Source organism: Pseudomonas sp. Z4-20, from assembly GCF_051131955.1.
Classification (GTDB): domain Bacteria; phylum Pseudomonadota; class Gammaproteobacteria; order Pseudomonadales; family Pseudomonadaceae; genus Aquipseudomonas; species Aquipseudomonas marvdashtae.
Map to the genome: position 1 here is coordinate 72407 of NZ_CP071641.1, position 12469 is coordinate 84875.

At 62.9% G+C, this 12469-nt stretch carries 12 protein-coding genes; 7 read left to right on the forward strand and 5 right to left on the reverse strand.

Annotated elements, in window-relative coordinates; genetic code table 11:
• The first annotated feature begins 124 nt into the window (after window positions 1–124).
• The gene (locus J3P82_RS00345) at window positions 125–1693 is read left to right on the forward strand and encodes a SulP family inorganic anion transporter (RefSeq protein ID WP_434559804.1); all 1569 of its coding nucleotides are present in this window, start codon (window positions 125–127) and stop codon (window positions 1691–1693) included.
• On the opposite strand, the gene aroE is transcribed toward J3P82_RS00345, so the two are convergent.
• On the reverse strand, window positions 1683–2513 hold the full coding sequence (gene aroE, locus J3P82_RS00350) for a shikimate dehydrogenase (RefSeq protein ID WP_434559806.1): 831 nt from the start codon (window positions 2511–2513) through the stop codon (window positions 1683–1685). The two genes, J3P82_RS00345 and aroE, sit on opposite strands and share 11 nt — an antisense overlap.
• A 12-nt stretch (window positions 2514–2525) precedes the next feature.
• Window positions 2526–3440, reverse strand: a complete 915-nt coding sequence (gene hemF / locus J3P82_RS00355; protein WP_434559808.1) for an oxygen-dependent coproporphyrinogen oxidase — start codon at window positions 3438–3440, stop codon at window positions 2526–2528.
• Between the two features lie 163 nt (window positions 3441–3603).
• Between hemF and J3P82_RS00360 the strand changes: the two genes are divergently transcribed.
• Window positions 3604–4581 carry an NADPH:quinone reductase gene (locus J3P82_RS00360; protein WP_434559810.1) on the forward strand — a complete coding sequence of 326 codons (978 nt, stop codon included), beginning with the start codon at window positions 3604–3606 and terminating at the stop codon, window positions 4579–4581.
• 50 nt (window positions 4582–4631) lie between these two features.
• Here the strand turns inward: J3P82_RS00360 and J3P82_RS00365 are convergent, their stop codons facing one another.
• The 3 genes from J3P82_RS00365 to J3P82_RS00375 all read right to left on the reverse strand — a co-directional run bounded on the left by J3P82_RS00365 (window position 4632) and on the right by J3P82_RS00375 (window position 7450).
• The gene (locus J3P82_RS00365; protein ID WP_186614241.1) at window positions 4632–5189 is read right to left on the reverse strand and encodes an L-threonylcarbamoyladenylate synthase; all 558 of its coding nucleotides are present in this window, start codon (window positions 5187–5189) and stop codon (window positions 4632–4634) included.
• 60 nt (window positions 5190–5249) lie between these two features.
• Window positions 5250–6344 (reverse strand): DNA-processing protein DprA, encoded by a 1095-nt coding sequence (gene dprA / locus J3P82_RS00370; RefSeq protein WP_434559812.1) that lies wholly within the window; start codon window positions 6342–6344, stop codon window positions 5250–5252.
• A gap of 80 nt (window positions 6345–6424) precedes the next feature.
• Window positions 6425–7450, reverse strand: coding sequence for a LysM peptidoglycan-binding domain-containing protein (locus J3P82_RS00375; protein WP_434559814.1), 1026 nt, complete (start codon window positions 7448–7450; stop codon window positions 6425–6427).
• Window positions 7451–7620: 170 nt separating this feature from the next.
• Here J3P82_RS00375 and def point away from each other — a divergent pair, with 170 nt between their 5' ends.
• From def to J3P82_RS00400, 5 genes are all read left to right on the forward strand, one after another.
• Window positions 7621–8127: a peptide deformylase gene (gene def, locus J3P82_RS00380; RefSeq protein ID WP_434559816.1), complete on the forward strand. Its 507-nt coding sequence runs from the start codon at window positions 7621–7623 to the stop codon at window positions 8125–8127.
• A gap of 71 nt (window positions 8128–8198) precedes the next feature.
• Window positions 8199–9158 carry a methionyl-tRNA formyltransferase gene (gene fmt / locus J3P82_RS00385; RefSeq protein WP_434559818.1) on the forward strand — a complete coding sequence of 320 codons (960 nt, stop codon included), beginning with the start codon at window positions 8199–8201 and terminating at the stop codon, window positions 9156–9158.
• On the forward strand, window positions 9155–10465 hold the full coding sequence (gene rsmB / locus J3P82_RS00390; protein WP_434559820.1) for a 16S rRNA (cytosine(967)-C(5))-methyltransferase RsmB: 1311 nt from the start codon (window positions 9155–9157) through the stop codon (window positions 10463–10465). Before fmt ends, rsmB begins: the two co-directional genes overlap by 4 nt.
• Window positions 10466–10487: 22 nt before the next feature.
• Window positions 10488–11861, forward strand: a complete 1374-nt coding sequence (gene trkA / locus J3P82_RS00395) for a Trk system potassium transporter TrkA (protein WP_434559822.1) — start codon at window positions 10488–10490, stop codon at window positions 11859–11861.
• A gap of 155 nt (window positions 11862–12016) precedes the next feature.
• Window positions 12017–12328, forward strand: coding sequence for a tetratricopeptide repeat protein (locus tag J3P82_RS00400; RefSeq protein ID WP_434559824.1), 312 nt, complete (start codon window positions 12017–12019; stop codon window positions 12326–12328).
• The last annotated feature ends 141 nt before the right edge of the window (window positions 12329–12469 follow it).

A 12469-nucleotide genomic window follows, 5' to 3' on the forward strand; every position in this document is an offset into this window, starting at 1 on the left:
GCGCAGTATCAGCTGGATCTGCGTGATTGGTTTTGGGAGAGCTGCGCTCTCCAGCGGGAGCAAGCTCCCTCGCCACGTTGGTTCACCTGATACTCTTGCGCCAAACCCCGTTTTTTGAGGCCCCATGGCAATCCCCACCCGCCATTCACTTTTCCCATTCCTGAGCTGGTTGCCCCGGCAGACTCGGGCCAGTGTCAGCCGTGACCTGATCGTCGGCCTCAGCGGCGCGATTCTCGCGTTGCCGCAGTCCATTGCCTACGCCTTGATTGCCGGCCTGCCGCCGGAATACGGCTTATATGCGGCGATCGTGCCGGTGCTGATCGCCTGCCTGTGGGGATCGTCGTGGCACCTGATCTGCGGTCCCACGGCGGCGATTTCCATTGTCCTGTACGCCACTGTCAGTCCTTTGGCCGTGCCCGCTAGCCAGGACTACATCATGTTGATCCTGTTACTGACGGTGTTGGCGGGCATTTTCCAATGGCTGCTTGGGCTGTTGCGTTTCGGGGCGTTGGTCAATTTCGTTTCGCACTCGGTGGTGCTGGGTTTCACCTTGGGCGCGGCGGTGGTCATTGCCTTGGGGCAATTGCCGAACCTGCTGGGCTTGGACTTGCCGAACGAAGCCACGGCGTTGAAGAGCCTGCTCATGTTGTTCAGTCACATTGGGGCTGTGGATAACCCCTCATTGCTGATGGGTTTGGGGACGCTGGTGCTGGGCATGGTGCTCAAGCGCTTGCTGCCGCGCTGGCCGACCCTGTTGATAACCTTGGTCATCAGCAGCCTGGTGGTCTGGCTGTGGCCGGCGATGTTCGGGCATGTGGCGCTGGTCAGCGCCTTCGCCGGGCGCCTGCCACCGTTCACCCCGCTACCGCTGGACCTTGAGTTGATCCTGCGCCTGCTGCCCGGTGCCGTGGCGGTGGGCATGCTCGGGCTGGTGACCAGCCTGTCCATTGCCCGCTCGTTATCGGTGCGCTCCGGGCAGTTGCTCGACGCGAACCAGGAGGTCAGGGCGCAGGGCCTTTCCAATATCGTTGGAGGATTTTTCGCGGGATCGCTGTCAGCCGGTTCCTTCACCCGTTCCGGTCTCAGTTATGAGGCGGGCGCTCGCTCGCCCTTGGCCGGCGTGTTCTCGGCTTTGTGGGTGGCGTTGTTTGCGCTGGCCGGGGCGAAACTGATCGCGCACATTCCCATTCCCGCCATGGCCGGCAGTATCTTGCTGATCGCCTGGGGCCTGGTGGACCACCGGGGTATCCGTGCGTTGTACCGCGTGAGTCGCTCGGAATTCCTGGTCATGGGCCTGACCTGCCTGGCCACGCTGCTGCTCGAACTGCAAACCGCCATTTATGCCGGCGTACTGGCCTCGCTGTTCTTTTATCTCAAGCGCACCTCACAACCGCGGGTGCAGCAATTTCGCGAAGGCGAGGCGGATGTCCTGCGGGTGGGCGGCTCGATCTTTTTCGGCGCCAGCCATTATCTGCAAGTGCGCTTGCAACGCATGCCCGCGCAACAGGTGGTGATCGATGCCCAGCAGATCAACTTCATCGATTACTCCGGCGTGGAAATGCTCCATCAGGAAGCCCGGCGCTTGCGTGGCCAGGGGCGCAGCCTGACCTTGCGCGGGGCAAGGCCACAGGTGGTAGAGGAATTATTGAAGCTGGAAGGACCGGAGCGATGCCCGATCCTTTTCAGGGACTGACCGCCGCGAGCTGACGACGCAGCTCCGCCAGCACCGGCGCGGTATCCGGGCGCACGCCACGCCACAGGAAGAACGCTTCGCCCGCCTGTTCGGCGAGCATGCCCAAGCCATCCATAGCCACCGCCGCGCCTTGCTCCCGGGCCCAGCGACAGAACGAAGTGGGTTCCTTGCCATACATCATGTCGTAGCAAAAGGTCTTGCCTGGTTCGATCAAACATCCGGCAATCGGCGGTACATCGCCTGACAGGCTGGCGGACGTAGCATTGATAATCAGGTCCACCGGTTCTCTCAACCAGGCGAAATCGCTCGCCGAGACCGGCCCGAGGTCGGCGAACAGTTCGGCCAGCATCTCGGCTTTTTCCACCGTCCGATTGGCGATGATCACCGAGGCCGGCGCTTCTGCCAGCAGCGGTTCCAAGGCGCCCCGCACCGCGCCGCCGGCACCCAGCAACAGGATGCGCTTGCCCTTGAGGCTGAAACCGGCATTGACGGTCAGGTCCCGCACCAGCCCGGCGCCGTCGGTGTTGTCCCCCAACAGGCTGCCGTCGGCCAGCTTGCTCAAGGTATTGACCGCCCCGGCCCGCTGGGCCCGTTCCGTCAGGCTGTCGGCCAAACGGAAGGCGTCCTCCTTGAACGGCACGGTGACGTTCGCCCCACGACCCTCAAGGAAAAATGCCCGCGCGCAACCGACGAAATCCTCCAGCGGCGCCAGCAACGTGGCGTAGTCCAAGGCCTGCGCGGTCTGCTCGGCAAACAGACGATGGATCAGCGGCGACTTGCTGTGGCCGATCGGGTTACCCATTACAACGTAGCGATCCATGGTGTCCCCTGTTCAGGCTGTCGCCAGCCAATCGCGATCCTGCAGGAAGTACTCGGTCAACCGCGCCTCTTCGCTGCCCGGTTCGGCTTTCCAGTCGTAGCTCCAGCGGACCTGGGGCGGCAATGACATCAGGATCGACTCGGTGCGCCCGCCCGATTGCAGGCCGAACAGGGTGCCGCGGTCATACACCAGGTTGAATTCCACATAGCGCCCACGGCGGAACTCCTGGAATTCCCGTTGCTTGGGCGTGAACTCGTCGTTCTTGCGGCGACGCACGATAGGCAGGTAGGCATCGATATAGGCATCGCCGATGGCGCGCATGAAAGCGAAGCTGGTGTCGAAGTCCCACTCGTTCAGGTCATCGAAAAACAGCCCGCCGATGCCCCGGGGCTCGTTTCGATGCTTGATGTGGAAATAGCTGTCGCACCAGGCTTTGTAGCGCGAATACACGTCCGGGCCGAACGGCTCGCAGGCTTGCTGGGCGATGCGGTGCCAGTGCACGCAATCTTCTTCCACGCCGTAGTAAGGGGTCAGGTCGAAACCGCCGCCAAACCACCAGACCGGTTCTTCGCCTTCCTTTTCGGCGATGAAAAAGCGCACGTTGGCGTGGGACGTTGGAATGTGCGGATTGTGCGGATGGATCACCAACGACACGCCCAGGGCCTCGAAGCCGCGCCCGGCCAGTTCCGGCCGGTGGGCGCTGGCCGAGGGTGGGAGACCGCTGCCGAAGACGTGGGAAAAGTTGACGCCGCCCTTCTCGATGACCGTGCCGTTTTCAATCACTCGGGTGCGCCCGCCACCGCCGGCAGGGCGGGTCCAGGCATCCTCGACGAAGCGAGTGCCGCCGTCCTCGGTTTCCAGGGCGGCGCAGATGCGGTCTTGCAGGTCGAGCAGATAGGCTTTCACGGCCTCGGTGCGAGTAGTCATGACATCACCTTGATCAGGGCTACGCTGCGCGGCGTACAAGGGCCGCCGGCAAATGGGCGCACAGAATAACACCGCATCCACTCACACCACAGTTGACGAAGATCAAGCTTAGGAGTCCGATAGCAGGCTTGGTAAAAAGTCCCACGATAAGGAGAAGGTGAAGATGGCCAAACGTATCCAGTTCAGTTCCCACGGCAGTCCAGAAGTGCTTGAGTACGTGGAGTACTCGCCCGCCGAGCCAGGTCCGCAGCAGGTGCGCGTCAGCAACAAGGCGATCGGCCTGAACTTCATCGACACCTATTATCGCAGCGGGCTTTACCCGCCACCGGCGCTGCCGTCGGGGCTTGGCGCCGAAGGGGCGGGTGTGGTCGAGGCCGTCGGGTCGGAGGTGACTCGCTTCAAGGTCGGCGACCGCGTGGCTTATGGCAGCGGGCCGCTGGGCGCCTACAGCGATGTGCATGTGTTGCCCGAGGCCAATCTGGTTCATTTGCCCGAAGCCATCAGTTTCGAACAGGCCGCCGGGGTGATGCTCAAGGGCCTGACCGTGCAGTACTTGTTGCGCCAGACGTACGAGCTCAAGAGCGGCGAAACCATCCTGTTCCATGCCGCCGCTGGTGGCGTGGGCTCGCTGGCCTGCCAATGGGCCAAGGCCCTAGGCGTGAAGCTGATCGGCACCGTCAGCTCGGCGGAAAAAGCCGCTATCGCAAAATCCCACGGCGCTTGGGAAGTGATCGACTACAGCAAGGAAAACGTCGTACAGCGTGTGCTGGAATTGACTGACGGCAAGAAGGTCCCTGTGGTGTACGACGGCGTCGGTAAGGACACCTGGCTGACCTCTCTGGACTGCACCGCTCCCCGCGGCCTGATGGTGAGCTTCGGCAATGCATCCGGTGCGGTGGACGGCGTGAACCTGGGGATTCTCTCGGCCAAGGGCTCGCTGTACGTCACCCGCCCCACACTGGCGACCTACGCCAACAACGCTGAAAACCTGCAGCGCATGGCTGATGAACTGTTCGAAATGATCAGCAGCGGCAGGCTTACTGTGGATATCAACCAGCGTTATCCGCTGGCCGAAGCAGCCAAGGCCCATACCGAACTGTCGGCACGGCGCACGACGGGGTCGACCATACTTTTACCTTGAGCCAGAAGGGCTCTTATGGCGAGGGGGCAAGCTCCCTCGCCACAGGGCATCTAGTCAGGTCGTACAATCTTGCCGGTAGCGAGGTCGCGGATCACGCTCGGGTTCTTGCGTCCGCCCAGGTTGCCGCCCAGCACCAGGTCGATCTGCCCACGGAAATACTGCTCGACGCGGATCCGCGTCCGCGCCGCCGGGCGCCCTTGGGGATTGGCCGAGGTGGAGACAAGCGGGCCGACCAATGAGCACAGATCCCGGACAATCGGGTGATCGCTGACCCGCAGCGCGACGGTGTCGTGCACGCCAGTGATCCACTCCGGCAGCAGATCCTGGTGCGGCACCAGCCAGGTATTGGGCCCCGGCCACGTGCTGGCCATGCGGTCCATCCAGGTCTCGGGGAAGTCTTCGAACAGAAAATCGAACTGGCGGATATTGTCCGCCACCAGTATCAACCCCTTGTCCGGACGGCGGGACTTGATCGCCAGCAGACGCTCCACCGCATCCTCGTTCCACGGGTCGCAACCCAGGCCCCAGACCGCTTCGGTTGGATAGGCAATCACCGCCCCTGCGCGAATTTCTCGCGCGGCTTGTTGCACACGCCAACTGTTGACCATGAAAGATTCTCCGCAACACAAATAAGGCTGTGCGCAGTTTACCGATCTTCCCCATAAAACCTAGCGAGCAAACCAACGCCCGTGCTCGCACGTCGCCCGCCCGTCCATTTCCAGGTCGGTCAGTGCCGCCAGGACTTTGGACAAACCCCAACCGCTGGCATCGGCCAATGCTTCACTGGTTTGCGGCGCGGCATGGAGCAGGCGCAACAGCGGATGCGTTACCGGGACAGGCTCTGCGGTGAAGGGCAAACGCTGCCAACCGCGCAACGCTTCGAGGATATGCTCGACCGTTTCCACCAGCGCCGCGCCGTCACGGATCAATTGATGACAACCCCGGGCGCCGGGGTGATGGATCGACCCCGGAATCGCATACACCTCGCGGCCCTGTTCCGCCGCCAGGCGCGCCGTGATCAGCGAACCACTGGCGACACTGGCCTCGACCACGAGCACGCCAAGGGACAAGCCGCTGATGATTCGATTGCGGCGCGGGAAGTTGCTGGCGTGAGGCGGCGCGTCCAGCGGGAACTCCGAAAGCACCGCGCTACCCTGGGCAATCATCGCTTGCGCCAGCCGGCGATTGCGCTGTGGATAAAAATTTTCAAGGCCCGTGCCGAGCACGCCGATGGTTTGCCCGCCGACATCCAACGCTGCTTGATGAGCGGCCGCGTCGATGCCCAAGGCCAAGCCACTGGTGATGACAAATCCGGCCCCGGCCAGGCTCCGGGAAAATGCCGCCGCCGTGTCCATGCCCGGACGCGATGCCCGGCGACTGCCGACCATCGCCAGCTGCGGTTTTTCCAGGATCGTCGGGTCGCCAGCCACAAACAGCAGCGGTGGCGCGCCGCTGATCTGCGCCAGCAGTGCCGGGTAGTCTGGCTGGTCCCACATCAACAAATGCTGGGCCTGGCCCTCTAGCCAGGCCATCGCATGGGCTGCGCCGTCACGGATTTCCGGAAGGCGCCGGGCCTCGGCGCACTGGGCAGGCAATCCCAGTGCTCGCCATGCGCTGGCCGGGGCGCTGATGGCTTTGGAGGCTGAGCCGAAGGCCTCCATCAGGGTCATGAAGCGTCTAGGTCCCACGTCTGGCAAGCGATGCAAGCGCAGACGGGCCTCCAGTTCCGCAGGCGGAACCGAAGCGGATTCAGGCAATGGCATAGATCAATCCTTGATCGTTAGTAACCCCGTTCAAACGAGGACAAGCTGTGGATAACTCTGTTGGTAACTTGTGAGACCCGTTATGGATTGCGCACCTTGTCGAGCACCGCCAGCGACCGCGAGGCATACAGGACCAGGCCATAACTGAGCTTGTCGTAGGTGCGGAACACCATCAGCAGGCCGGCGCGTTCGTCCGGGATCTTCACCGGCGCGCCCGTGATCCGGTCGCGCACCGTTTCGCCGGTCTTCATCACGGCCAGCACGTTGCCTTCGGCCAACCCGTCGCGCCGCCCCTTGTTCAGGGTGACCACGTCCAGCGCGCCGATCTGGGTTACACCCCGTGGCACATCGAGAATCAAGCCATTGATATCGGATTTCGGCGCACTGGGCATGAAGGTCGAATTGATCAAGCGTTCTTCGCCACTGAACAGGCGATCACCCAGGCGCACCTCTTGCGTGGTGCGTTGCAGGGCCAGGGTCGTGACGTCGCCTTCAGTGGCGACGATTTCACCGCTGCCGATGTCATCGGCGTTGATCCCTAAAAATTCCTTGGTCTCAGGGTCGGTGTAGAGCTTGCCCTGGCGGAATATCCCGTAGGCCGACTGGCTCGCGTCGAAGGTGCCGCGAGCGAAGATCCGGTCGCCGGTGCCGCTGAGCACGCGCTCGGCATCGCCTGCGACGACATAGGGCGCTTTGTTGAAATCTTCCGCTGTGTCGACGATGCGGTTGCTCAGCAAAAAGCTGTTGATGGCTTGCAGGGGAATACTGGGGATGGCGTCGGCCACCGGCGAGCTGCGGATGCGCGGCGACAACTTGATGGTGCCGCGCGAGGCGCCGCGATTGAGGGTCAGGCGCGGCTGGCCGTTGACGTAGACCAGCGACAGGGTGTCGCCGGGGTAGATCAGGTTGGGGTTTTCGATCTGCGGGTTGGCCTGCCAGAGTTCGGGCCATTTCCAGGGCTCGCGCAGGTATTTGCCGGAAATGTCCCACAGCGTATCCCCCTGGACCACCGTGTATTGCTGCGGAAAACCTTCCCGAAGTTGCACTTGCCCATGCGCAATACCGGTCGAGGCCAGGAGCAGCAGGGCGAGTAGTGATTTCCTCATGCGGTGAATCCCTTTATTATGTGCGTTCGCGTAAAACGCCAGAGCCCCCGTGGCTCGCTACCTTGCGGAGCTGTTCTCCATAAGGGCAACGTTTTACAACGGTAGCCTGCATCCCGACACACGCCAGGCCAGCCACCCGACTTTACCTCACACGTGCATTTATCAAGCTTATGGCCATTTTGAACATTCTCGAATTTCCGGACCCGCGCCTGCGCACTATCGCCAAACCGGTGGCCGTAGTGGACGACGAAGTGCGTCAGCTGGTCGATGACATGTTTGAAACAATGTATGAGGCGCCAGGCATCGGCCTCGCCGCGACCCAGGTCAACGTGCACAAGCGTATCGTCGTCATGGACCTTTCCGAAGACCGCAGCGAGCCTCGGGTGTTCATCAACCCCGAGTTTGAAACCCTCACCGACGAGATGGAGCAGTACCAGGAAGGCTGCCTGTCGGTACCGGGTTTCTACGAAAACGTCGACCGTCCGCAGAAGGTCAAGATCAAGGCCTTGGACCGTGACGGCAAACCCTACGAACTGATCGCCGAAGGCCTGCTGGCGGTGTGCATCCAGCACGAATGCGACCACCTCAACGGCAAGCTGTTCGTCGATTACCTGTCTAATCTCAAGCGTGACCGGATCAAGAAAAAACTGGAAAAGATTCATCGCCAGAATGCTTGATGCCCCCCTTCAAAGGCTTGCCGCGGCAAGCCTTTTTCTTTTTGCGACTGCTTTGTAACTGAGAGCTTCCCATGACTGAGCCCCTGCGCATCGTCTTTGCCGGCACTCCCGAATTTGCCGCCGAACACCTCAAGGCCCTGCTGGCCAGCCCTCATGAAATCGTCGCGGTCTATACCCAGCCGGATCGCCCTGCCGGTCGTGGACAGAAACTGATGCCCAGCCCGGTCAAGCAGCTCGCATTGGAAAACGCTTTGCCAGTGTTGCAACCGCCGACCCTGCGCGACGCGCAAGCCCAGGCCGAACTGGCCGCGCTGAAGCCGGACTTGATGGTGGTAGTCGCCTACGGCCTGATCCTGCCGCAAGTGGTTTTGGATATTCCGCGCCTGGGTTGCATCAACAGCCACGCCTCGTTGCTGCCGCGCTGGCGCGGTGCGGCGCCGATCCAACGCGCCGTGCAGGCGGGCGATGCCGAAAGCGGCGTGACCGTGATGCGCATGGAAGCCGGCCTGGACACCGGGCCGATGCTGCTCAAGGCCAGCACCCCCATCAGCGCCGAAGACACCGGCGGCAGCCTGCACGACCGCCTCGCGCTGATCGGCCCGCCCGCCGTGATCGAAGCCATCGGCGGCCTGGCTGCCGGCACCCTGCAAGGCGAAGTGCAGGACGACAGCCTCGCCACTTATGCGCACAAACTGAACAAGGACGAAGCCCGCATCGACTGGAGCCGCCCGGCCGTGGAACTGGAACGCCTGGTACGGGCCTTCAACCCGTGGCCGATCTGCCACAGCACCTTGAACGGCGAAGCCTTGAAAGTCTTGGCCGCCAGCTGTGCCGAAGGGAAGGGCGCACCGGGAGAAATCCTCAGCGCCAGCAAGGACGGCCTCGTCGTTGCCTGCGGCGAACAGGCGTTGTGTCTGACCCGTCTGCAATTGCCTGGTGGCAAGGCACTGAACTTCAGCGACCTGTTCAACAGCCGCCGTGAGAAATTTGCCGTCGGCACCGTTCTCGGCCAAGCGGCGGACGCTTCATGAACCCGCGTCTGGCCGCCGCCAAGGCACTAGCAGCGGTACTCAGCGGCAAAGCCTCGCTCAACAGTTCCTTGCCGACCCAACTGGACAAGGTTGAAGATCGCGATCGCGGTTTCACCCAGGACCTGGCGTTCGGCACCGCCCGTTGGCAACCGCGCCTCTCGGCCCTGGCAGCCAAGCTGTTGCAGAAGCCGTTCAAGGCCGCCGACGCCGACGTCGAAGCGCTGCTGCTGGTGGGCCTCTATCAACTGCTCTACACCCGCGTCCCGGCCCACGCCGCCATCGGCGAAACCGTGGGCTGCGCCGACAAGCTGAAAAAGCCCTGGGCCAAGGCCCTGATCAATGCCGTGTTGCGCCGCGCCCAGCGCGAAAGCGAAACCCTGCTGGCCGAACTGGAACACGACCCGGTGGTGCGCACCGCCCACCCGCGCTGGTTGCAGAAATCCCTCAAGGCCTTCTGGCCCGAGCAATGGGAAGCCATCTGCGCGGCCAACAACGCCCATCCGCCGATGATTCTGCGGGTCAACCGCCGTCATCACAGCCGCGATGCCTACCTGGCGTTACTGGGCGAGGCCGGCATCCCGGCCATCCCATGCCAGTACAGCCGCGACGGCATCGTGCTGGAAACCCCGGGCGATGTCCGTGCCCTGCCGGGTTTTGCCGAGGGTTGGATCAGCGTCCAGGACGAAGCCGCCCAACTGGCCGCCGACTTGCTGGAGCTGGCGCCCGGCCAACGGGTGCTGGACGCCTGCTGCGCGCCAGGGGGCAAGACTTGCCACATCCTCGAAGCCGAGCCGAAACTGGCCGGCGTGGTGGCGGTGGACCTGGAGGCCAAGCGCCTGGTGCGGGTGAAGGAAAACCTTGCACGCCTGGGCCTGGACGCCGAGCTGTTCGCCGCCGACGGTCGCGATACGGCGGCTTGGTGGGACGGCAAGCCGTTCCAGCGCATCCTGCTTGACGCGCCTTGCTCGGCCACCGGCGTGATCCGTCGCCATCCGGACATCAAGCTCACCCGCCAACCGGACGACATCGCCGCGCTGGCGCAACTGCAAGGTGAATTGCTCGATGCCCTATGGATGACACTCGATGTCGGCGGCATGCTGCTGTACGCCACCTGCTCGGCCTTGCCGACCGAGAACACCGAAGTGATCGAAGCGTTCCTGGCTCGCACGCCGGGCGCCCGCGAGCTGGACATCGCCACCCAGGCCGGCCTCAAGCAGCCCCATGGCCGCCAGTTGCTGGTCCAGGAAGGCGGGCATGACGGGTTCTACTACGCCAAGTTGATCAAGATCGCCGCCGCACGCGGTTAACCGATTCGAAAGGAGTGGCTGGATGAAAATCATCATCCTGGGTGCAGGGCAGGTCGGCGGTTCGCTGGCGGAACATCTGGCCAGCGAGGCCAACGACATCACCGTGGTCGATACCGACGGCGAACGCCTGCGCGACCTTGGCGACCGTCTCGACATCCGCACGGTACAAGGGCGCGGTTCCTTGCCCACGGTATTGCGTCAGGCCGGTGCCGACGACGCCGACATGCTCGTGGCCGTGACCAACAGCGACGAAACCAACATGGTCGCCTGCCAGGTCGCCCACACGTTGTTCCACACCCCAACCAAAATCGCCCGAGTGCGCGAAGCGGCCTACCTGACCCGCGCCGAGCTGTTCGACAACGAAGCGATTCCCGTGGACGTGCTGATCAGCCCCGAGCAAGTAGTGACCAACTACATCAAGCGCCTGATCGAACATCCCGGCGCCTTGCAGGTGATCGACTTCGCCGAAGGCAAGGCGCAGCTGGTGGCGGTCAAGGCCTACTACGGCGGGCCGCTGGTGGGCCAGCAACTGCGCCAACTGCGCGAGCACATGCCCAATGTAGAAACCCGCGTCGCCGCGATCTTCCGCCGTGACCGGCCGATCCTGCCCCAGGGCGATACGGTGATCGAAGCGGACGACGAAGTCTTTTTCATCGCCGCCAAGGCGAATATTCGCGCAGTCATGAGCGAAATGCGCCGCCTCGACGAAAACTACAAGCGCATCGTCATCGCCGGCGGCGGCCAGATTGGCGAACGCCTGGCCGAAGCCATCGAAAGCCGCTACCAAGTCAAGATCATCGAAATGAACCCGGCACGCTGCCGCTACCTCTCCGACACCCTCGACAGCACCGTGGTGCTGCAAGGCAGCGCCTCCGACCGCGACCTGCTGCTGGAAGAAAACATCGCCGACGCCGACATCTTCCTGGCCCTGACCAACGACGACGAAGCCAACATCATGTCCTCGCTACTGGCCAAACGCCTGGGCGCGAAAAAGGTCATGACCATCATCAACAACCCGGCCTACGTCGACCTGATCCAGGGCGGCGACATCGACATCGCCATCAGCCCGCAACTGGCCACCATCGGCACCTTGCTCGCCCACGTACGCCGCGGCGACATCGTCAGCGTCCACTCCCTGCGCCGCGGCGCGGCCGAAGCCATCGAAGCCATCGCCCACGGCGACGCCAAGTCGAGCAAAGTGATCGGCAAAGCCATCCGCGACCTCGGCCTGCCGCCCGGCACCACCATCGGCGCGATCATCCGCGACGAAGAAGTGCTGATCGCCCACGACGGCACCGAGATCCAGACGGGCGACCACGTGATCCTGTTCCTGGTGGACAAAAAGCATATTCGCGATGTCGAGAAGTTGTTCCATGTGGGGTTGAGTTTTTTCTAACTAAACCTTCTGGCTGGATGAGCTCTTCCTAACAAAACAATCCCCGTGGCGAGGGAGCTTGCTCCCGCTGGCCTGCGCAGCAGGCCCAATTTTGCGACCGCTACGCGCCCAAGCGGGAGCAAGCTCCCTCGCCACGAGTTCATAGGAGTCTTCAAATGCTCGATTCCCTGGAAAAAATGCTCGCCAAGGGCGTGGACAACGCCCTGCTGCGCTTCGGCCTGGGCAAAGGCTACCTCGACCAAGGCGAATTCCCCCGCGCCGCTGAACACCTCCAACGCTGCGTCGAATTCGACCCCAAGTATTCGGCGGCATGGAAGCTGTTGGGCAAGGCTCATCAGGGCCAGGGCGATGCTGCGGCGGCTCGCCAAGCCTGGGAACGAGGTTTGGAAGCGGCCCGGGCGCATGGCGATAAGCAGGCCGAAAAAGAGATGACGGTGTTCCTGAAAAAGCTGGATCGCAACCCCTGAACACCACGCACCTGTGGCGAGGGAGCTTGCTCCCGCTTGAGTGCGCAGCACTCACAAAAAAAGTCCACCGCGTTCTCAATACCCGCCCGCCAAACAACCAATACACGACCCCCCTTTGGTGAGGGGATTTTTCCCCGCTGG

Bases quoted from the DNA above. Each gene is read 5' to 3' on its own strand.
- J3P82_RS00345 (WP_434559804.1), top strand. From the start codon at position 125: ATGGCAATCCCCACCCGCCATTCACTTTTCCCATTCCTGAGCTGGTTG.
- aroE (WP_434559806.1), bottom strand. From the start codon at position 2,513: ATGGATCGCTACGTTGTAATGGGTAACCCGATCGGCCACAGCAAGTCG.
- hemF (WP_434559808.1), bottom strand. From the start codon at position 3,440: ATGACTACTCGCACCGAGGCCGTGAAAGCCTATCTGCTCGACCTGCAA.
- J3P82_RS00360 (WP_434559810.1), top strand. From the start codon at position 3,604: ATGGCCAAACGTATCCAGTTCAGTTCCCACGGCAGTCCAGAAGTGCTT.
- J3P82_RS00365 (WP_186614241.1), bottom strand. From the start codon at position 5,189: ATGGTCAACAGTTGGCGTGTGCAACAAGCCGCGCGAGAAATTCGCGCA.
- dprA (WP_434559812.1), bottom strand. From the start codon at position 6,344: ATGCCATTGCCTGAATCCGCTTCGGTTCCGCCTGCGGAACTGGAGGCC.
- J3P82_RS00375 (WP_434559814.1), bottom strand. From the start codon at position 7,450: ATGAGGAAATCACTACTCGCCCTGCTGCTCCTGGCCTCGACCGGTATT.
- def (WP_434559816.1), top strand. From the start codon at position 7,621: ATGGCCATTTTGAACATTCTCGAATTTCCGGACCCGCGCCTGCGCACT.
- fmt (WP_434559818.1), top strand. From the start codon at position 8,199: ATGACTGAGCCCCTGCGCATCGTCTTTGCCGGCACTCCCGAATTTGCC.
- rsmB (WP_434559820.1), top strand. From the start codon at position 9,155: ATGAACCCGCGTCTGGCCGCCGCCAAGGCACTAGCAGCGGTACTCAGC.
- trkA (WP_434559822.1), top strand. From the start codon at position 10,488: ATGAAAATCATCATCCTGGGTGCAGGGCAGGTCGGCGGTTCGCTGGCG.
- J3P82_RS00400 (WP_434559824.1), top strand. From the start codon at position 12,017: ATGCTCGATTCCCTGGAAAAAATGCTCGCCAAGGGCGTGGACAACGCC.